We start from the raw sequence: 22135 nt of genomic DNA on the forward strand, positions 1-22135 counted from the left end.
GCTCAGATAGGGTGGTCAGTGTTGTTAATTGGTTGGGGCTATGTCCGGTGCTGCGTTCACGGCCGGGCACATGATTTGAGGACGATTGGGGCAATTGAAGACATCTGGGAAAACCACGGATCGCACTCCGTTTGATGCCGCGCGTTACAGCGGGGATATTGCCATTGTGGGCATGTCACTTTGCGTGCCGGGCGCCCAGTCCCCCGGCGCATTCTGGCAAAATCTGCGCGACGGCGTGGAATCGATCCGCCCTGTCAGCGAAGACGACCTTCTGGCCGCAGGCGAAGACCCTGAGACACTGTCCGACCCCAGTTATGTTGCCGCCACCGCAGCGCTGGAGGGCTACGCTGAGTTTGATGCCGACTTCTTCGGTTTCAGCCCGAAAGAAGCCGCGATCCTTGACCCGCAACACCGCAAATTCCTGGAGGTTGCCTGGAGCGCTATGGAGGATGCCGGTCATCCACCCGAGAGCCTTGATGGTCCGATCGGGGTCTATGCTTAGCTGCGGCATGGGCAGCTATTTCTACTTCAACATTTGCTCCAACAGGCCGCTGGTCGATGATGTCGGTATGTTCCTGCTGCGCCACACCGGCAACGACAAGGATTTCCTATCCACGCGCGTCAGCCATGTATTCGATCTCAAGGGCCCGTCCGTCAACATCCAAACCGCCTGCTCGACCTCGCTTGTGGCAGTGCATTACGCCAGTAAGGCCCTGCGCGAGGGCGAGTGCGAGATGGCTCTTGCCGACGGCGTCACGATTGAGCTGCCGCAGGGCCGCGGCTATCTGTTCAAAGAGAACGAGATCCTGTCACCGGACGGCCACTGCCATGCGTTTGACCACCGCGCACAGGGGACCGTTTTTGGCTCCGGCGCGGGGGCGGTTGCGCTGCGCCGCCTGGAGGACGCGCTGGCGGATGGCGATCACATCTGGGCCGTCATCAAGGGTTCAGCGATCAACAATGACGGTGCGGATAAGGCTGGCTATCTCGCCCCCTCGGTCGAGGGGCAGGCCAGCGCCGTGCGACAGGCGCTGCGCGCGGCAGAGACGCCTCCGGATACCATCGATTATGTCGAATGCCACGGCACCGGAACCTATCTGGGCGACCCGATTGAGGTCACGGCCCTGACCGAGGCCTACCGAGAGACCACCCCGACGGTCGGCTATTGCCGCATCGGCTCGGTGAAGACCAATATCGGGCATCTGGATACGGCCGCCGGTGTGGCCGGGCTGATCAAGACAACGCTCGCGCTGCACCATGGCCAGATCCCGCCCAGCCTGGGGTATGAGGCGCCGAACCCGGCCATTGATTTTGAGACCTCACCCTTTGTGGTCAACGACCGCCTGTGCGACTGGACCTCTGCCAAAGGCCCCCACCGTGCTGCGATCAACGCGCTGGGGGTTGGCGGCACCAACGCCCATGCGGTGCTGGAACAAGCCGCCCCCCGCCCCGCCTCGGATGAGAGCGATTTCCCGTTTCAGGTGCTTTGTCTGTCTGGCCACTCAAAAGCAGCGCTCAATGCCAATGCTTCGGCCCTGGCCGCCCATCTGCGCGCCAATCCCGATCTGCCACTGGCGGATGTGGCCTACACGCTGAAGGAAGGCCGCCGCGGCTTTGCCAAGCGTCGGACATTGGTCGCCGAAACCCCTGAGGAAGCCGCCGCCCTGCTGGACGCGGGCGATCCAAGGCGCGTGTTTGACCATACCTGCGCCGAAAGCACCCCTGAGGTGGTCTTCATGTTCCCCGGCGGCGGCGCGCAATATGCGGGCATGGCGCGGGACCTCTATGAAACCGAACCGGTTTTTGCCGATTGGATGGACCGGGGTCTGGATCACCTTGAGAGCCAGCTGGACTATGACATTCGCGCGCTCTGGCTGCCGGAGCCGGGGCAGGAGGACGCCGCAAATGCGCGCCTGCAACAGCCATCGGTGCAGCTGCCGCTGATCATGATCGTGGAATTTGCGCTGGCGCAACTGTGGATCAGCTGGGGCGTGCGCCCTGCCGCGCTGGTGGGCCATTCCATGGGGGAGAACACCGCAGCCTGTCTGGCCGGGGTGCTGTCGTTTGAGGATTGCATCGATCTCGTGCTGCTGCGTGGGCGGCTGTTCGACAAGGTACCGCTGCAGCGGCATGCTGTCGATCTCGCTGCCGCTGGAGGAGGTTGAGGCCAGATTGTCGCCGGATCTGGATATTGCCAGCGTCAATGCCCCCCGCCTCACAGCTGTCTCTGGACCTCAGGCCGCACTAGATGCGCTGGCGGCGCAGCTGACGGCAGATGAGGTGGATCACCAACGCATCCAGATCGACATTGCCGCCCACAGCCGCATGCTCGAGGGAATTCTGGAGGAGTATCGCCAATTCCTGCGCGGTTTGACCCTGACAGCACCGGACCGCCCGATCCTGTCCAACCGCAGCGGCCAGATCCTGAGTGACGCCGACGCCACCGACCCCGAGTATTGGGTCGGTCAGCTGCGCAATACGGTGATGTTTTCCGCCTGCCTCGACACGCTCGCCGAGCAACCGAACCGGCTTTATCTTGAGGTTGGCCCCGGCAAGGCCTTGTCCTCGCTGGCGCAGATGGCCCCGGCGATCAAGCCCGGTCAGGTGCTCAGCTCGCTGCGTCATCCCGACCAGATGATGGCCGATGACGCCTATTTCTTTGGCGTGATCGGACGGCTCTGGGCTGCTGGGCTGGAGGCGGATTGGGATCAGATCTGGGGCGACGCCCGCCGCCAGCGTCTGCCGCTGCCAACCTATGCGTTTCAGCGCAGCCGCTATTTCATCGAACCCGCCGCCCCGGCCGCTGCGGACACAGCAATCAGCGCGCCGCAGCGCCATGACGACAAGTCACAATGGGGATCGCGCCCCAGCTGGCGACCCGCGCTGGCCAGCTGCGATCTTGATGTTACCACCGAACTGGATCAGCAACCTGAAACCTGGCTGCTGTTTGAGGATGACACCGGGCTTTGCGCAGATCTGGCCTCGCGACTGGAACAGGCAGGGCACAGGGTGGTGCGGGTCACCCCCGGCGACACCTATGCCCAGCTGAGCGAGAGCCGTTATATGCTGGCCCCCGAACAGGGGCGCGCGGGCTATGATGCGCTGCTTGCCGATCTGGCGCTGGCGGATCTGCTTCCCAGTCGCATTGGCCATTTCTGGCTGGTCACAGAGGGCGAGAGCTTCCGCCCCGGCGCCTCCTTTTTTGATCGCAATCTGGAGATGGGGTTTTATGCGCTGACCGCGCTGGGGCAGGCGCTGGCCCAGATTGACCTTCCGCATCCCCTGCATATGACGGTCTTTACCACCGGGGCGGCGCAGCTGCGCAATGAGCCGCTGCCCTACCCGGAAAAAGCGATGATTGCCTAGCCCTGTGGGCGTGCTGCCGCGCGAGATCCCCGGCCTGACCTGCGCCACGGTCGATATCGAACTGCCAACCCGCCCCAATGGCCTGCGTCGCTGGCTGTCGGATCAGGCTCCGATGTCAATTACTGACCGCCTGCTGGAGGAGGTGCTGGCGGAACCTGCGAATGACACGGCGCTCTGGCGCGGTGACAAGCGTTATGCCTTGCGGTGGCGCCCAGTGGCACTGCCAGACAGTGCGCCTGCATCGTCGCATTCTGGCTTCCGCGAAGGTGGTACCTATCTGATAACCGGGGGCTATGGCGGCATCGGACGCACGATTGCGGCGGATCTGATGCAAAGCTTTGACGCCAATGTGGTGCTGATCTCGCGCGGCGGGTTGCCACCGCGCGACGATTGGGCCAGCTATCTCAATCGTCACAGCCCGGCCAATACAACCGCGCAACGCATCCGCGCCGTGAAGGCGCTGGACGCACTTGGGAAAGGCCGCGTCTTGCCGCTGGCCGCAGATGTATGCAACAGCGAGCAAATGCGCACCGCTGTTGCAGCGGCTGAGGAGATCTTTGGCCCGATCACCGGCGTCATCCACGGCGCTTAGCCAGATCAACGATGCGCCGGTTCTGGCCAAAACAGAAGAGGATATCGCTCAGGTTCTGGCTCCCAAAGTCAGCGGGCTCAGAGTGCTCGACGCCATCTTCGGCGCAGATCAGCTGGAGTTGATGGTCCTGTTTTCCTCTTCCTCGACGGTGACGCGCCCGATTGGTCAGGTCGATTATGTGGCTGCCAATGAGTACCTCAATGCCTTTGCCAAACATCGCAGCGCCCTTGCCTCGCCGGATCAGAGAACGCATGTGGTGGCCGTGGACTGGGGCGTCTGGGCGGACGTCGGGATGGCGGCGGAGGCCCTCGGCGCACACCAGCCCGAGGCGGACAGCGACCCCATCCCCTGCGATCAACCGCTGTTTGACAGCCGCCAGTTCGCCCGTGACGGCAGTTTGCTGTTTCACCGCCGATTGAGCAGTGATCAGTGGATATTGGATGAGCATCGCACCAAGGATGGCACCGCGCTGATCCCCGGCACCGGATATATCGAATATGCCGCTGAGGCGCTGGCGGAGCTGGGCCATGACGCGCCTTTTGCGCTGTGCGATCTCTATTTCCTGCGGCCTCTGGTGGTGGCAGGATCGCCCTGCGATATGATCGTCCGGCTGACTCCGGTGGAGCGGGGGTACGATTTTGCGGTCTACAGCCGTACGGCGGAAGGCTATGCGCTGCATGTACAGGCGCTGCTGGACACCGATCTTGACAGGGACACGCCTGCGCTGGTCGATATCCCTAAACTGAGGCTTCGCATGCCGGAGGTATCGGAGACCACTCCGGCGGAGCGGCTGAAAACACCCCAGGAAGCACATCTGAAATTCGGTCCACGCTGGCATGTTCTGGAAAAGATACGCCATGGGACCGCAGAAGGCCTCGCCCAACTGAAACTGCCGCAGATCGCCGAAAAAGACGGCACCCTCCTGCCCCCCGGGCTGATGGATCTGGCCACCGGCTGGGCCATTGATCTGGCTCCAGCCTATCGAGGCAGCGCGCTTTGGGTGCCGGTGTCCTATGACAGCATCCAGATCTTTGCCCCGCTGCCGATTGAGCTGCTGAGCCATATGCGGCTGGTCGACAGCTCTGCAAATAGCGCGCGGTTCGACATCACGCTGGCGGCTACGGATGGCACTGTGGTCGCAGAAATGCGTGGGTTTCAAATGCAGCAGCTGCCCGGTGCAACCAATCTGGCCCCGGCGGAGGGCGCAGACGCCAGCGCTGAGGATCTGGGACTGACTGCACCGGGCAGTGCGCAGTCCTTGTCGCCGGAGGAACGGCGCCTTCACCGCAATATCGCCCAAGGGATCCGTGCCGAGGACGGTCCCGAGGCCTTGCGCCGGGCGCTCGCCACCGGGCTGTCGCAGGTGGTGGTCTCGTCGCTGGCGCTGCCGGATCTGATTGCGCAAGCCGATCAACCGCCGCCGCAGAATGCCGACACCAACCAGAGCTTTGAGCGACCACAGCTGGACACCAAGTACCTCGCCCCGCGCAATGCGGTGGAAGAAGATATCGCCGCTCAGTTCGCGCGTCTCCTTGGCGTGACGCAGGTCGGGGTCGAGGACAGTTTCTTTGACCTTGGTGGCCATTCTCTGATCGCGGTCCGGCTTTTTGCTCAGATCAAGCGCAGCTTTGGTGTGGATCTGGCGATCTCCACCCTGTTTGAGGCCCCTTCTGTTGCCAAGCTGGCAGAGCTGGTGATTGCGCGCACCGGTGGCGGTCTCACCACTGAGACCCCGGTTGAGAGCGCGGGTGACACCGCTGCTGAGACCCCCAGCTACACCCATCTGGTTCAGCTACACCCCGGTGATGGCACCGGGCGGCGGCCATTCTTCCTGGTGGCGGGCATGTTTGGCAATGTTCTGAACCTGCGTCATCTGGCCCTGATGGTCGGCAAGGACCGTCCCGTTTACGGGCTGCAGGCCCGAGGGTTGATCGGCGAGGATGCGCCGCATGATCGTCTGGATACAGCGGCACGTGATTATCTGTCGGAGATCCGCAGTGTCCAGCCAGAGGGGCCGTATTTGTTGGGCGGGTTCTCCGGCGGCGGGTTGACCGCCTATGAGATGGCCCAGCAACTGCAGGCCGAAGGTGAAGGGACGGCCGCGCTGATCCTCCTGGACACGCCGCTCCCGCTTCGTCCAGAGCTGACGCGCCGCGACAAGGCGCTGATCAAATGGGCCGAACTGCGCAGCAAGGGGATCAGCTATCTGGGCGAATGGATCACCAATCGCATCGCCTGGGAGATCGAGAAACGCCGTTATGCTGCCAGCGGCGACAGCGCCGCACCAGTGTTCAACAACCGCAAGGTCGAACTGGCCTTCCGCGCCGCCCTGCCCGCTTATGATCTACGTCCGTGGTCCGGGCCACTGACACTGTTCCGCCCGCCACTTGACAAGCACTGGCAGGTCTCTGCCGGGAATTGGGTCAGCCGCGAGCGGGAATATGTCTTTGATGACAACGACTGGACCCGTTGGGCCCCCGCCGTTGAGGTGGTCGAGGTGCCCGGCGATCACGACAGTATGGTTCTGGTGCCCAATGTCAGTGTGCTGGCTGGAGAGGTGAAGGCGCGACTGGATGCCGCCGACGCCGCAGCGTTGGCCCGCAGCACCGCGGAGGCGGCAGAATGACCAACACCGCCGCCACGCAGCCTGTAGACGCCGCCTCGGGCGGTACAAATGCGCGCATTCTGACCATCATCCTGAACTACAAAACACCTCAGATGACGCTGGACTGCGCCGCCGCCGCGCTGGAGCAGATGGAAGAGCTACCCGGTGAGGTGGTGATTATCGACAATGGCTCCGCCGACGGCTCTTATGAGCAGCTGCTCACAGCGGTGCAGGCGCGCGGCTGGCTCGACAGCGGCCGCCTGCGCCTGATCGCCAGCGACCGCAACGGCGGGTTTGGCGCGGGCATGAACATCGGCTTTCGCCTTGGCCTATCCGATGGCAGCGCCCCGGAGTTCTACTACTTGCTGAACTCAGATGCCTTTGTGCAGCCGGGCGCGATCCGCGCGCTACGGAACTTCTTGCAAGCGACCCCCGGTGCCGGTCTGGTCGGCTCCTATGTGCGCGGCACCGATGGGACGCCCCATTGTACCGCCTTTCGCTTTCCCACTATCGCGGGGGAGTTTGAATCCTCGGTGCGAACCGGCATCGTGACGCGCCTGCTGAAAGATGCCGTGGTGCCGATGGAAATCCCCACCACACCGACACAGCTGGATTGGACCGCTGGTGCCAGTCTGATGATCCGGCGCGAAGTGATTGATGCGGTAGGCGGGTTTGACGAGACGTTCTTTCTCTATTTTGAGGAAACCGAGCTGTGCCACCGTGCCGCCCGCGATGGCTGGAGCACGCACTACCTGCCGGAAAGCGAGGTGGCCCATGTGGGATCCGCCTCAACCGGGATGAAAGACTGGCAGCGCACCCCGCAATACTGGTTCGACAGCCGGTTGCATTACTTTCTCAGCACCCATGGGCGCGCCTACACGGTTGGGGCCACATTGGCGCTGATCAGCGGCAGCCTGCTCTACGGGCTGCGGCGGCTGGTGTCGGACAAACCGGCCTCCGATCCACCCTATTTTCTGCGGGATCTGATCGTTCATCATAGCCGCGCGATCTTTCGCCGTCGAAAAAACCAACCTATGGAACCGCGCCAGACCCCGTCTCAACCGGAGGAGCAGAAATGACCCCATTCTCCTGTATCGTTCTTGGCAATGAATCACTGCTTGTTGCCTGCGCGGACACATTGCTGGCCCGCAGCCACAGCATCGCCGCCGTGGTCACAAAAGACGCCGAAATCCGCCAGTGGGCCGCTGACAAGGGCCTGACTGTGCTTGAAGACGCGCGCGATTTTGACGGATCAGTCGACTGGCTGCTATCCATCGCCAACCTTGAGATCATCCCCGACAGCGTGCTGGCACGCGCGCGCAAGGGCGGTGTCAATTTTCACGACGGCCCGCTGCCGCGCTATGCCTAGCCTGAACACCCCAAACTGGGCCCTGATCGAAGGGGCTGAGGGTTACGGGATCACCTGGCACATGATCGAGGGCGGCGTGGATGAGGGTGATATCCTCGCCCAGCGCCTGTTTGCGATTGCTGAGGATGAGACGGCCTATAGTCTCAACGCCAAATGCTATGCCGCCGCGATGGACAGTTTTGGCGATGTGCTGGGGCAGCTGGAAACCGGCACGCTGGCGCGGCAGGCGCAGGATTTCAGCACCCGCACGCTCTATACACGCGCTGACCGGCCCGAAGCGGGTGCACTGCTGGATCTGTCGCAACCCGCCGTGGACCTGCACCGGCTGGTGCGCGCCCTTGATTTCAACGGGTACTGGAACCCGCTTTGTGCTGCCAAGGTCCAACTACCTGCAACCAGCGAGGCGCCAGTAGCGTTGATCGGCACCGCAGAGATCGCAGAGGGATCCGGCGCGCCGGGCACCGTGCTGAGCGTGGACGACACGACGATGACCTTGGCCTGCCGCGATGGCGCGCTGCGGCTTGGCGGATTGCACCACTGCGACGGGCGCCCGATCCGCGCAGCTGATCATATCAAAACCGGGGATAGTCTTCCGTCCCTTGATGCAGCGGCCCGCAGCGATTTGACCCGGCAACTGGCCGCGACGCAGGCCAGCGAGGGTAAATGGCGCAAGGCGCTGGCGGCCCTCCCCGCTGTGGATCTGCCCTTGGCAGGTCCGGCAGCTGATGGCGTAGCCGAAATCAACCATCTCACGCTGTCCCACAATGCGACCCTGACAGAGGTCGATGTGCTGAGCGTCGCCCTTGCCCTCATGCTATCCAGCTCCGGGGCGGAGACTGCTGGCATCGCGCTCAGCACGGATGCGCTGCAGGAGACTGCCATCGCGGGACTGATCTCTGACTGGGTGCCGGTGCAGGCCCGCCGCGATGCGCGCCTTGACGAACTGCGATCCAAATTGACTGCAGAGCTGGGCAGCACCCGCAGCAGCGGCGGTTTTCCTGCTGATCTTGTTGCCCGTGCGCCGGAGTTGCGACAGACCGGGGGCAGCGGTTTCTGCCCGGATATTGGCTGCATGCTGGGGCGTGCGCAGCATATCGACGGTTGTGCAGTGACCCTGTCCCTGTCGGAGGGCGCTTTGGCCCTGCACATCGATACAGGCCGATTAGATGCGCAAGCAACCGAGCTGCTGGTGGGGCGGGCCGAACTGCTGATCGACGCGCTGGCCTCGGCCTCCGATGGCACCATCGCCGATTTGCCGATCCTGCCGGAGGCCGAAAGACGCCAGATGTTGGTGGACTGGAACAGCACCGCCCGTTCCGACATCAGGCAAAGCACCATACCGGCGGAGTTTGCAGCCCAGGTGACACGAACCCCGGAGGCCACGGCGCTGGTTTACGAGGGCGAGAGCCTGACCTATGCCGAACTCTCTGCTCGCGTTGATCATCTGGCCGCCCTCCTGCGTGACCGTGGAGTGAAGCCGGGCAGCCATGTCGGTATTTACCTGGGGCGTGGGCCTGATCTGGTGATTGCCGCCCTCGCCACGATGGCGGCAGGCGGGGCTTATGTGCCGCTGGATCCGGCCTATCCGGCGGATCGCATTGCGCATTTCATCACCGACAGCGCCGCTAGCGCGATCCTGACCGACACCGGGCTCCGCGACCAACTGCCCGGCAACCTGTCGGCCGATATCCTGTGCCTTGACGCCCTGCCCGAGGTCTCAGCCGCGGCCGAAACTGTGGCCGAAACGCCTACCACAGCGCCCACACCAGAGGATCTGGCCTATCTGATCTACACGTCCGGCTCCACCGGCACGCCCAAGGGCGTGATGGTCCGGCATGGCAATGTCGCGAATTTCTTTGCCGCCATGGATGACCGCATCCGGCATCAGCCGGGGGACTGCTGGCTGGCGGTGACCAGCCTGTCGTTCGACATCTCGGTTCTGGAGCTGTTCTGGACCTTGTCACGCGGCTTCAAACTGGTGCTGTCCAGTGATGAGGCGCGGTTGCAGCTATCCAATGGCCCGGTCGCCACCAGTGATCGCGGCATGGATTTCAACCTGTTTTACTGGGGCAATGACGACGGCCCCGGCCCGCGCAAATATGAACTGCTGCTGGAGGGGGCAAAATTCGCCGATCAGCACGGGTTCAACGCGGTCTGGACGCCAGAGCGGCATTTCCATGCCTTTGGCGGGCCCTATCCGAACCCGGCAGTGACCGGCGCGGCGGTGGCTGCGGTGACGAAAAATATCGGCGTGCGCGCGGGGTCCTGCGTGGCGCCGCTGCACCACCCGGCCCGCATTGCCGAAGAATGGTCGGTGATCGACAATCTGACCGGCGGACGCGCAGGTATCGGCTTTGCCTCTGGCTGGCAGCCGGATGACTTCATCCTGCGCCCCGAAAATACGCCCCCCGCCAATAAGCCTGCGCTGTTCGAGGCTATTGAGACAGTGCGGAAACTCTGGCGTGGAGAGGAGGTCGCCTTCCCGCGCAAGGATGGTGGCGAACACGCGGTTCTGACCCAGCCGCGCCCTGTGTCAAAGGAGCTGCCGGTCTGGGTCACCACGGCAGGCAACCCCGAAACCTGGCGTGAGGCGGGCAGTATCGGGGCCAATGTGCTGACCCATCTGCTGGGACAAAGCATTGAGGAGGTCGCGGGCAAAATCACCATCTATCATGATGCCCTGCGCGCCGCCGGTCACGACCCGCGCGATCACAAGGTCACGCTGATGCTGCACAGCTATCTTGCGGACACCCGCGAAGACGCCCGCGCCACAGCCCGAGAACCGATGAAGGATTACCTGCGCGCGGCGGCTGGTCTGATCAAACAATACGCCTGGGCCTTTCCTGCGTTCAAAAAACCAGAAGGGGTAAAAAACCCGTTTGAAATGGACCTCGGCATGCTTTCGGCAGAGGAGCTGGAGGCCATTCTCGATTTTGCTTTTGAACGGTATTTTGAGGATTCCGGCCTGTTTGGCACCATTGCCGATGCCCTGCAGCGGGTGGAGCAGCTCAAGCAGATCGGCGTTGATGAGATCGCCTGCCTGATCGACTACGGCATTGCACCGGAGATTGTGCTGGAGGGGCTGAAACCCCTTGCGGAGGTGCTGCGCCTTGCCAACGCCCCGCAAGAGCTGGCCGCGGAGGATGTCTCGCTTGCGGCGCAGATCCTGCGCCACGGCGTCACCCATATGCAATGCACCCCGTCGATGGCCCGGATGATCACCGCAGACGCCGATGCGCGCCCGGTGCTGGGGCGGCTCTCGCATCTGTTCATCGGGGGGAGGCGCTGCCGGGCGATCTGGTGGCCAGCCTGCGCGCGACAACCGATGCCGACATCCACAATATGTATGGCCCGACAGAGACCACCATCTGGTCGACCATGCAGACCCTTGCGGAGGTGCCCGTAGGCACAGCACAGATCGGTGCGCCGATTGCCAATACGACTGTTTATGTCGTCAATGACAGCCTGATCCCGCAGCCGATTGGGGTACCCGGCGAATTGCTGATCGGCGGCGCCGGTGTGACCGCCGGTTACTGGCAGCGCCCAGATCTCACGGCGGAGCGTTTTGTTCCTGATCCCTTTGCCGATGCGGGGACGCATGTGCCCTCAACCCATCTCTATCGCACCGGGGATCTGGTGCGCTGGCGCAGCGACGGTCAGCTGGAATTCCTGGGTCGCAGCGATCATCAGGTCAAAATCCGCGGCCAGCGGATCGAACTGGGCGAAATCGAGGCCGCGCTGGCGGCGCTAGACGGAATCACTGGGGCTGTTGTCATCGCCCGCGAAACCGCTGGTGACACCCGGCTGATCGCCTATGTAACCGGACCGGTGCCACCGGATCAGGTGGCGCTGAAGGCCACACTCACGCAGCGACTGGCTGCGGTCATGGTGCCGAGCCATATCGAACATCTCGACGCCTTCCCGCTAACCCCAAACAAGAAGATCGACCGCAAGGCGCTGCCCGATCCAAAACCGGTACAGATTTCCGCCCCCACCTCCGACGCGCCGCTCAGCGCAGGGGCACAGAGCAAGATTGCCGAAATCTGGAGCGGCATCCTCGGCGTCAGCGGCATCGGGGCTGAGGACAATTTCTTCACCCTGGGTGGCCATTCCCTGCTCGCGGTACAGGCCCACCGCGATATTCGCGGTGCGATGGATGTGCCACAGCTGTCGATCACCGACATTTTCCGCTTCCCAACCCTGTCAGGATTGGCCGGGCATATCGACGGGCTGACCGGGGCCTCTCCCACGGAGGACGCGACAGCAGCACCGGCGGTTGATGCGGCCGCGAAATCCGACATGATGTCCAAACGCCGCGCAATGCGCGCCAACCGCAAGGCCCGCAGCGGATGACCCTGGGTGAGTCATCCTTGCGCAGCGCGCGGCACCGCGCGTTGATCCGCCCGTTGTTTGACGATGGTGTTGCAGTAGAGGTCTGCGATCCGCAGGGAGATCCACCCGCGCCCTTCCCTGAGGAGGCCGCCTGCCTGTCGCCGAACGCGGTGGAGAAGCGGCGGCGAGAGTTCGCTGCAGGCCGTGCCGCGGCACATCTGGCAATGGCAACGCTGGGCCTGACACCCAGCGCAATTCCCGTCGGCCCCAAACGCGCGCCGATCTGGCCGCCCGGGCTGGTTGGGTCGATCAGCCATTGCCGCAGCACCGCCGTTGCCGTCGCCGCCCTGCCGCAGCAAATGCGGGGGCTTGGCGTTGACGTCGAGGAGGACACGCCGCTCGCCGATGATCTGATCCCGCAGATCTGCCGCCCGGCGGAGCGTCTCTGGCTGGCGCAGCAGACCAACCCCGGCCAACTGGCCAAAGTGATATTTTCTGCCAAGGAAGCCGCGTATAAATGCCAATATCGCCTGAGCGAGCGGTTTTTCGGCTTTGACGGGATGGAACTGGAGATGCGTATGGCAGAGGATACAGATCAGATCAGCGGACAGTTTTCTGCGCGGTTTACGGCTGATCAACTGCCCTTCCTGACGGGGGACAGGATTGAGGGGCGATTTGTCATCGGGGAGGGGCTGATCGCGACCGCCGCACAGCTGCCGCAGGTGCGATGATCGGACGGCGTGGTTTTCTGGCACTTCTGTCCCTGTTGCCAATCGGCGCGCAGGCGACCCCCTTCGCGCTGCCACCTTTGACCGCGCCGGAGGGGCCGATGCGGGTGTTTCACCTTGGCCACTCACTGGTTGGGCCGGATATGCCGCATATGGTGCAACAACTGGCGCCGGAGGGGCATCGGTATAACAGCCAGCTTGGCTCCGGCACGCCCTTGCAGGATCATTGGGAGCCGGATCTGGAGATCCTGCATTTCGATCAGGTGAACACGCCTCCGGTCTGGCGCGACGCGCGCGAGGCGATTGGATCGGGCGACTATGACGCCGTTGTGCTGACCGAAATGGTCGAGCTGCGCGATGCGTTGCGTTACTTCAAGGGTGCGCGGTATTTTCGCCGTTGGGCAGATCTGGCGCGCGCCGGTGCCGCGCAGACGCGGATCTATCTCTATGAAACCTGGCACCCGCTGGATACCGCTGATGGCTGGCTGGCGCGGATTGACGGCGATCTGGATCAGCTGTGGCTTGGCGGGCTGGCTGGATCGGACAGCCGTCGCAACCCGAAGCGCCCTGCCTATCTGATCCCTGCGGGCCAGGTGATGGCGGCGGTTGTCCGCGCTGCTGAGGCCGGACAGATCGACGGGCTGACCCACCGCGAAGACCTTTTTGCCCGCACCGAGGAGGGGGCGCTGGATCAGATCCATATCAATGACCTGGGGGCCTATATTGTTGCCCTTACCCATGTCAGCACACTTTATCAGCGCTCCCCGGTTGGCCTGCCCCATCGGTTGCAACGCGCCGATGGCACGCCTACCGATGCCTTAAGTGCTGAAGCCGCGCGGCAAGTGCAAAACATCGTCTGGCAGGTGGTCACCAGCCACCCGCGCACCGGTGTGTCCTCATGACGCTGGCGGATCTGGTCGCCAGCGTGGTCATGGTCGGCCATTCCCTGTTCGGCCCCGACAATCTAGTGATGCTGGAACAGCTGCTGACGCAGCAACCCGCCCTTGCCGCCGGGCAGACAGGGGACACCATCACGGTCGAGGCGCAGATCATCAACGGCGCCCCGCTCAGCTATAATTGGGCCCATGCTGATCAGGCCGAGGGGATCAATGCCCGCACACGGCTGGTCGACGGCATAGATGTTCTGATCGTGACCGAAGCGATCCCGCTCGCCAACCATCTGAAATGGAGCGATACCGAGGGGGCGCTGACGAAGTTCTACACCCTCGCCCATAGTGCCAATCCTGAAGTGGAGGTGTACCTACAGGAAACCTGGCACAGTCTGAGCAGCGGCACCGGGGTTGAGGTGCCATTTGACGCGGGTGCCGCGACGCCATGGCGCGACCGTTTGTCGGCGGATCTGCCGCGCTGGCAGAGCGTTGTCGATACGGTGAACCGCAAAACCGGCGGCAAGATCAAACTGCTGAAGGCGGGCCAGGCGATGGCCCGGCTGGATGACGCCATTCAGGCCGGAACCGTGCCGGGCCTGAGCCGGATCGAGGAGGTCTTCGCCGACGACATTCACCCCAATGACCTGGGGTTTTATTTCCTCTCTGCCCTGCAATATGCGGTGCTGACCGGCCAGTCGCCCGTCGGCCTGCCGCATCAGCTGCGCTCAGCATGGGGCGGTCGCTATGAGGCACCCGCACCAGCACTGGCGCGACGGCTGCAGGAGATCGCCTGGGATGCGGCACGGGAGCGGGTGCAACGGGCCTCCCTGCCCTTGGATCCGCCGCCCCTGCCCTCGGATCCGGTGTTGCCCACCTTGAATCAGCCGGTGCAGGCCAGCCAGAGCGTTGCGTCTGACGCTGTCACGACGCGGGCAGAACCTGCTGTGATCGACGTGCCCAAGCAGCCGATTGCGATGAACCTTGCCTCTATCGCCGATTGGAGTCCGCAGGCGCCCTTCCTCGACCATTTCAAGACCGCGCGTCCCTGGATTGGACATATCGCAGGCCAGTGGGGGGGCGCGGATTACTCTGATCTGACGGCAGCGGGATATCTGGATCCGGACGGCTGGCCCACTGCGATCCCGCCGGAACTGGGATCGGTCGGCACCCTGATCCTCACGGACCTGCCGGAAGATGCCAGCAGCCTTGCGGGGCGGTATGTGCTGCAGTTTGAAGGCGACGGGATTATCGAGGTCACTGGCCGGGCAAGGAACATCCGCTACGGCAAAAGCGAAATCCGCTTTGACTACACCCCGGGGCCCGGCGCGGTTGAAATCCGCATTCAGCGCAGTGACCGGCAAGGGGTCGGCGACTATGTGCGCAACATCACTGTGGTGATGGAAAAACACCTGCCCGACTGGCAGGCGGGGGCGCTGTTCAACCGGGATTGGATCGCCCGATTGCGCGGGTTTGCGGCGCTGCGTTTCATGGACTGGATGGCCACCAACGACAGCACTCAGGTCGGATGGGAGGACCGCCCGCGGGTGCAGGACTACAGTTGGACCGCGCAGGGTGCCCCGGCGGAGGTGCTGGTGGCACTTGCAAATCACCTGCAAGCCGATCCGTGGTTCACGCTGCCGCACATGGCCGATGATATCTATATTCGCAACTATGCGCGACTGGTCCGCGACCAGCTGGACCCCGGCCTGACCGCCTATGTGGAATACTCCAACGAGGTCTGGAACTGGCAGTTTGAACAGGCGGTCTGGGCCGATGATCAGGCGCGTGCGCGTTGGGGTGGGCAGGATCTGTGGATGCAATTCTACGGGGGCCGCGCTGCCGAGGTTGCGATGATCTGGACCGATGTCTTCGGCGACGCGGCAGAGGACCGTCTGGTGCGTGTGGTCTCCACCCAGACCGGCTGGTTGGGACTGGAAGAGCAGATATTGGCGGCGCCCCTTTGGGTGGCCGAAGACCCAGCACGGCGCCCGCCCGCGCGCCTCTTTGATGCCTATGCGGTGACTGGTTACTTTGGTGGTATTCTTGGCCTGCCCGACCGCGCGGCCACCCTGCGCGCCTGGATCGCGCAAAGCCGGGAACAGGCTGCGGCAACCGCTGAAGCCAAGGGTCTGAGCGGAGCTGCAGCTGCGGAATTTGTGGAAGCTCACCAATATGATGCCGCCAGCGCCCTGGCCGCCGCAGAGCTGCGCGACGGGCTTGTCTCTGGCAGTTCCGAGGATACTGTCAGCGATCTTTTGGGGCGGATCCTGCCCTATCATGCCAAGGTCGCTGAGGCGCATGGGCTTGACCTGATCATGTATGAGGGCGGCAGCCATGTGGTGGGTCTGGGCGCGATGGTGGATGATGAAATGCTGACCGGGTTCTTCAGCCATTTCAACTACACCGAAGAGATGGGCGCGTTGTACCGCAGTCTTCTGGCAGGCTGGCCGGAGATAGGCGGCCGCCTGTTCACCGCCTATTCGGATGTCTCATCCCCCGGCAAATGGGGCAGCTGGGGCAGCCTTCGCTACGTGAGCGATGACAATCCGCGTTGGCGCGCGCTGGAGGCGGCAAAATGACACCGCTCCTGAGCGTGCAGATCCCGGCCCACAATGAGGCGGGCTATATCGGGGCCTGCCTGACGGCGCTGTTTGCGAGCGATCCGTTGCCCAAGGGCGCAGGGGCAGAGGTGCTGGTGATCGCCAATGGCTGCACCGACAGCACCGTCGCAGAGGCGCGTGCAGTGGCGGTACCGCAGGGGTGGACCTGTGCTGTGATCGACCGGCCCGAGGGCGGAAAAATCGGCGCAATTGCAGAGGGTGAATTGCGCGCCGCCGGATCTGTTCTGGTCTATCTGGATGCAGATGTGATCGTATCCCCCCCATTGATGGCGCAGATCTGCGCCGCGTTGACCGGGGATCAACCACGCTATGCCAGCGGCACGCCGCAGCTATTCCCTGCCCGCAGCCGGGTCAGCCGTCTGTATGGGCGATTCTGGGCAAAGCTGCCCTTCGTGCGCGAAGGGGTGCCGGGGTTCGGCCTCTTTGCGATGAACCGCGCCGGGCGGGCGCGCTGGGGGCAATGGCCGGATGTCATTGCTGACGATATCTTTGCCCGGCTTAGCTTTGCTCCTGCGGAGCGGGTCCGGGTGCAGGCCAGTTACCAATGGCCGCTGATCGAAGGGTTTCGCAATCTGGTGCGGGTGCGGAGGCGCCAGAATGCCGGAGTGGCGGAGATTGCAGAACGGTTTCCCGCTCTGCTGACCAATGAGGATGTCCACCGCCCTGACCCAGCTGCGATCCTGCGGTTGGCGCTACCTGATCCGGTGGGGTTCATGACCTATGCTGCCGTGGCGCTGGCTGTGAAATCACCGCTGTTTCGCACCCGAAATGAGGCCCGCTGGACCCGTGGGCGATAGGTATATCTGGTCGAGGGCCTAGTCCGTGTCCCGTGGCAGGGCGGCTTGGACATGCTGCGCCAGTTTCGCTGCCTCGACATCGCTGTCGTGACGCTGCAGAACACGGGCGCGCCCGGCCTGTCCCATGGCAACCCGCTCAGCATGGGGCGTGGCGGCAAGGTCCCGGATGGCCTGCGCCAGAACGCCCGGATCCCCCGCTGGCACCAACCAGCCGGTTTCCCCCGGCAGAACAAGTTCAGGGGTTCCGGCAATATAGGTTGCAATCACCGGGCGTGCGGAGGCCATAGCTTCCATCACCACCATCGGCAGGCCTTCGGCGAAAGACGGCATCACCAGCGCCTGCGCGCGCGCCAGCTCGCCTCTCACCTCGGCTTCAGAAAGCCAGCCGGTCAGCGTCACGTGATTGCCCAGCCCATGACGGTCAATCGCCGCCTCAAGATCGGGGCGCATGTCACCATCACCGATCAACGCCAGATGCAGGTCAGGGTAATCCGCGACCAGTTGCGCCATCGCCTCGATCAGCACCATCTGGCCCTTCTGTTCCACAAACCGACCAATCGCAGCAAGCCGGAGCGGCCCCTCGGGCAGAGGCGTGGGATCGGCAAAGTGCGCAGGTTCAATCCCGCAATGGACCACCTTCAGTCGCTCCCAGCTGCCAAAGGCAGCCCAGCGGCTCAACTGACTGCGGCCAAAACTGCTGATGGCGACGGCAAACCTGGCGCGGTCGACTTTCTCCCCCAGCGACAGCGGCTGGGGCGCGTCGAATTCCTCCGGCCCATGGGTGGTGAAACTGTAACCCGGCGCACCCAGAACCTCTGCCAGCATTGCAACTGCTGTTGCGTTGGTGCCGAAATGCGCATGTAGGTGGGCGATTTGATGCTGGGCGGCATACTCCGCGACATAGGCCGCCTCTGCCAGATAAATCAGGTGACGCAATCGACCAACCTGCGAGGCAGCGCCCAAGCGCCATGCCATACGCAATGCAGATATCACCGAACCGGGCGCCCGGATGATGGAGCGCAGCAGCGCAGCGGCCAATTTCAGCGCTCCGGCCTCAAGCACATAGGTCGTGCGGCCCCGCTCAGCCTGATCACCGGGATCGACCAAAGGCGCGCCGGACCGGCGCATCGCGATCCGGTGGATTTCGTGCCCCTGACGCTCCAGCGCCTGCACCTCACGCCGGATAAAACTATGCGACGGCTGCGGATAGGTATTCAGAATATACGCTATTTTCACGAGGACGACGGCCCATTTTATGCAAGAGTTATCGCAGGGTATCGTCAGTTGCCGCGCTTGCCCAGCATTGCCGCGAAGGCGCCGTGGAATTGACGCCTTTGAGGATCAGTGTCGCAAGTGTATCGCAAAACTTCGAGGATATTGATGCAGCAAGTCCTGTCGCTCTTCCAAGGTGAAAGCCTCGCAGCGCGCGTGTTGCGCTCGGCCTCGTGGCTGATGATGGGCTATGGCGGCAGTCAGGCCCTGCGGCTGGCAGCCAATCTGGTGATGACGCGCCTGCTGTTTCCCGAAGCATTTGGCCTGATGGCGCTGGTCAGCGTGGTGATCACCGGGCTGGCGCTGTTTTCGGACATGGGGATTGGGCCGTCCATCGCCCAGAGCAAACGCGGTGACGATCCGGATTTCCTCGACACGGCATGGAGCGTTCAAGTGGTGCGCGGCTTCGCGCTCTGGGGGATGACACTGCTTTTGGCGTGGCCGGTGTCGCAATTCTATGAGGCGCCGGAACTGCTGTGGTATTTGCCGATCGCCGGGATCGCGCTGGTGATCAACGGGTTTGATCCGATCCGGGTTGAAACTGCGCATCGACATCTTCTGGTCGGGCGGCTGACCGCGCTGGAGCTGCTTAGCCAAGCCATTGGCATTGGTGCCATGGTCCTCCTGGCCTGGTGGACGCAGTCGGTTCTGGCGCTGGTTCTGGGCAGCGTTCTGCAGGCGGCGGCGTTTCTGCTGGCTGTGCATCTGGGACTGCCGGGGCGGCGCAGCCAGTTCCGTTGGGAGGCCAAAGCGCTGAAAGAGTTGCTGCATTTTGGCAAATGGATCTTTCTCTCCACCGCCTTCTGGTTTCTGACCTCTCAAGGAGATCGGGCCATTCTGGGCAAATTTGTCCCGCTGGATGTACTGGGCATTTATAATATCGGGTTTTTCCTGGCGAGTTTCCCGATGGCACTGGGCCATGCGGTGAACCAGCGGCTGATGATCCCGGTCTATCGCGACAAGCCTGCGCATGCGGCGCCGGAGTACCGTCGCAAACAACGGCAGCTGCGGGCCGGGCTTAGCGCGATGATCCTGACTATCCTGCTGGCTATGGCCTGGCTGGGGCCTTGGCTTGTCGATCTGCTCTACGATGCGCGCTATAGCTATGCCTAGCCCGATGGTGGTGCTGATTGCGCTGGCGATGGTGCCTGCGGTTATCACCATGACCTATGATCAGGCCGCGCTGGCTGCTGGGGACAGCCGGTCGTTCTTTGTCTTCACCGCTGCGCGGGCGCTGGCGCAGACGGGGCTGTTTCTGGCCGGGGTGATCCTGTTTGGCCTAACCGGTGGGATCGCCGCACTCGCACTGGCGATGGTGCTGGCCTATCCGGTGATGATCTGGCTGGCGACCAAGCATCATGTCTGGGACCCGCTGCATGATCTATTGTTCACCGGTCTGGCAGCGGCTGTTGGGCTGTCGGCGATTTGGTGGCACTGGGGACGGCTGGCGGAGATGATCAACGCGGTCGGGTGACGCCTGCGATCTGTCGGCGGTGCGTGGCTGAGTTCACCCGCTTGGCTCGGTCCCGGACCGTCGTCGCCCGCCAAAAGCCATGCGCAGCCGCGCAAAGACGCCGCGGCGTTTAGAGGACGTGTTGAGAAAGGGGATGGCGACAACAGGTGTCAGACCGGTTTCCCGCTCCATCTGTGCCACGCTGCGCAACACCGGGCGCCGCAGTTCCAGCAGGAACGCGATGCCCAATGCCAATCCGATGCTGGCAACCCCGCCCATCAGCGCCTTTTTCTTACGCCCGCCGGTGGCCGGATAATCCGGCAGCGGTGCAGATTCGATCACCGTCAGACGCTCCGACTGGCGCGATGCCTCCAGACGGAAGCCGACCTCTGCCTCGGTCCGGCGCTGGGCGATCAATTCAAGCTCGGTCTGCAACTGCCCCATCCGGCGCTCATACACACCCAGCTGGCGCTCCACCTCCGGGGTGGTTTCCAGCGAACGCTCCAGAGCGCTGCGACGATTCAACAGTAACTCCCGCTGCGCATCAAGCGTGGCCAGTTTCTCCTCAAAGACCTCGAGCATCCGCTGTGCAGTTGCTTGTCGCTGGTTCGAGGTGGTCTGATCCGCCTGTCTGCGCAATTCGATCTGCTCACGCTCGATCTCCAGAAGGCCGGTGTTCAGGGTCGAAATCTCTTCGCGCCGCATCTCAATCCCGCCCGGCAGGGCAACATTATTGGCATTGCGATAAGCGGTGATTTCATTCTCCAGCTCAGCCACCTCGCTGATGAGGGCGGTTTCCTTGTCCACGAAGAAGGTCAGGGTTTCGCGGGCCTGCTCAATCCGGGAGCTTTGGCTGAGTTCGATCGTGCGGGTGGCAAATTCGCTGGCAACCGCCTGTGCCTGCTCCGGCGTCGGCATCAGGGCGGAGATGGTCAGCACCGATATCGTGCCATCATCGGCAAAGCCCTCCCGCGCGGCGGCCACCCCGGTGAGCGATACAGATTCGCGCAGCAGGGCCACCTTCTCCGACGGGACCAGACCCGGCAGGTCCTGATAAAGGCCAAATTTCTCAATAATATCCAGAACCGACCCGCGGGCCATCAGACGCTGTTCGATCAGCTGCAAGCGACGTGCGGACGACCCGTCGACGGTGGATTTAGCCAAATCATCAGCGATCTTTGGTCGGGTGATCTGCAGGACCGCCGAGCTTTCGTAGAAATGCTGCTGCTTGGCCGCCACCCACAGCGAGACCATGGCGCCAAGGAGGATGACCCAGAAGATCACCGACGCGCGCCGACGCAGCATATCCAATATGTCATCCAGAGTGCGGATCGGTCCCATGTCTTGGCTCGTCGTTGGTTACGGTTGGGTGGATGTCAGGTTACAGGGCGGCGACGGGGCGCGTGGCGGCATCTACTGTCCATATTGCAGCAGGCCAGCACCGCGGGCCCGGTTCAGGCTGACGCCCAGCAGCTGGGTCTGGCCGTCGATCAGTTTTTCACAGGCCGCAAGGTGTTTGGCGGTGGTGCGGGTGCCGTCGGCGATCAGCAGAACCCCGTCCACCTGCGGCAGAAAAGCGGCGGCGTCATCATGTTCGAGAACCGGCGGCAGATCGAACAATGCAACATCGGCGCCGGTGCTCAACACCATGTCATCAATCACGCTGGCGCAACGCCCGTCATGCAGGATTTCAGCCGCGTTGCGATCTGGCGCCGCCGTCAGCCCGACCGCAAGCGAAGCGGCTAAGCCGGATCAGGTGTTCAGGCAGCGTCAGCTCCCCGGCCAAAAATCCGGGCATGTCCCCCGATGGCGGCAGTTTGAGCGCAGCCGCAACGCCAGGACGGCGGAAATTCATATCCATTAGCACCGTGCGAGTGCCGGGAACCCGCGCCATGCTAAGCGCAAGATTGACGGTGGAAAATGTCGCACCGCAACCCGCTGTTGGCGCCGCAATGGCGACGCGTTTCCAACCCTGCACCTTGAGACTGTGCAGCAACCGCGTGCGCAGCAGATCAAAGGCATTTGCCGTCGGGGAGTTGCGGAAGAAATTGACCAGCGGAGAGCGCGCGACCTGATGCCCGCGAATGTCCAGTGGCACCCGGTGGAGCCG

The 22135-nt window shown here is 63.2% G+C and carries 9 protein-coding genes and 3 pseudogenes; 8 read left to right on the plus strand and 4 right to left on the minus strand.

Annotated elements, in window-relative coordinates:
• The first annotated feature begins 94 nt into the window (after positions 1 to 94).
• The 7 genes and pseudogenes from L0Z65_RS10915 (at position 95) to L0Z65_RS10945 (ending at position 17300) form a co-directional block, all read left to right on the plus strand.
• Positions 95 to 6584 (plus strand): annotated as a pseudogene (locus L0Z65_RS10915) (type I polyketide synthase).
• Entirely contained in the window at positions 6581 to 7642 is a 1062-nt protein-coding gene (locus L0Z65_RS10920; RefSeq protein WP_405107532.1) for a glycosyltransferase family 2 protein, read from the plus strand. The pseudogene L0Z65_RS10915 and the gene L0Z65_RS10920 overlap by 4 nt, the downstream one beginning before the upstream one ends.
• Positions 7639 to 12285: pseudogene (locus L0Z65_RS10925) on the plus strand (MupA/Atu3671 family FMN-dependent luciferase-like monooxygenase). The gene L0Z65_RS10920 and the pseudogene L0Z65_RS10925 overlap by 4 nt, the downstream one beginning before the upstream one ends.
• Complete coding sequence (locus L0Z65_RS10930; RefSeq protein ID WP_405107535.1) at positions 12282 to 12995, plus strand: 4'-phosphopantetheinyl transferase; 714 nt, start codon at positions 12282 to 12284, stop codon at positions 12993 to 12995. Before L0Z65_RS10925 ends, L0Z65_RS10930 begins: the two are co-directional and overlap by 4 nt.
• Positions 12992 to 13894, plus strand: coding sequence for a hypothetical protein (locus L0Z65_RS10935; RefSeq protein ID WP_405107538.1), 903 nt, complete (start codon positions 12992 to 12994; stop codon positions 13892 to 13894). The genes L0Z65_RS10930 and L0Z65_RS10935 overlap by 4 nt, the downstream gene beginning before the upstream one ends.
• On the plus strand, positions 13891 to 16461 hold the full coding sequence (locus L0Z65_RS10940) for a hypothetical protein (protein WP_405107541.1): 2571 nt from the start codon (positions 13891 to 13893) through the stop codon (positions 16459 to 16461). The genes L0Z65_RS10935 and L0Z65_RS10940 overlap by 4 nt, the downstream gene beginning before the upstream one ends.
• The gene (locus tag L0Z65_RS10945) at positions 16458 to 17300 is read left to right on the plus strand and encodes a glycosyltransferase (RefSeq protein WP_405107544.1); all 843 of its coding nucleotides are present in this window, start codon (positions 16458 to 16460) and stop codon (positions 17298 to 17300) included. Before L0Z65_RS10940 ends, L0Z65_RS10945 begins: the two co-directional genes overlap by 4 nt.
• 18 nt (positions 17301 to 17318) lie before the next feature.
• Here L0Z65_RS10945 and L0Z65_RS10950 read toward each other — a convergent pair whose 3' ends face one another.
• Complete coding sequence (locus L0Z65_RS10950) at positions 17319 to 18536, minus strand: glycosyltransferase family 4 protein (RefSeq protein WP_405107547.1); 1218 nt, start codon at positions 18534 to 18536, stop codon at positions 17319 to 17321.
• 144 nt (positions 18537 to 18680) lie between these two features.
• Here L0Z65_RS10950 and L0Z65_RS10955 point away from each other — a divergent pair.
• Positions 18681 to 20046 (plus strand): annotated as a pseudogene (locus tag L0Z65_RS10955) (oligosaccharide flippase family protein).
• 33 nt (positions 20047 to 20079) lie between these two features.
• Here L0Z65_RS10955 and L0Z65_RS10960 read toward each other — a convergent pair.
• The 3 genes from L0Z65_RS10960 to L0Z65_RS10970 form a co-directional block, all read right to left on the minus strand.
• Entirely contained in the window at positions 20080 to 21366 is a 1287-nt protein-coding gene (locus tag L0Z65_RS10960; protein ID WP_405107550.1) for a GumC family protein, read from the minus strand.
• 72 nt (positions 21367 to 21438) lie between these two features.
• Positions 21439 to 21675, minus strand: a complete 237-nt coding sequence (locus tag L0Z65_RS10965; RefSeq protein WP_405107553.1) for a hypothetical protein — start codon at positions 21673 to 21675, stop codon at positions 21439 to 21441.
• 40 nt (positions 21676 to 21715) lie between these two features.
• Positions 21716 to 22123 (minus strand): hypothetical protein, encoded by a 408-nt coding sequence (locus tag L0Z65_RS10970; RefSeq protein ID WP_405107556.1) that lies wholly within the window; start codon positions 22121 to 22123, stop codon positions 21716 to 21718.
• Positions 22124 to 22135: the final 12 nt, after the last annotated feature.

Origin of the sequence: Phaeobacter sp. BS52 (genome assembly GCF_045040595.1) — a bacterium.
In the GTDB taxonomy this organism is placed as follows: Bacteria; Pseudomonadota; Alphaproteobacteria; order Rhodobacterales; family Rhodobacteraceae; genus Phaeobacter; species Phaeobacter piscinae.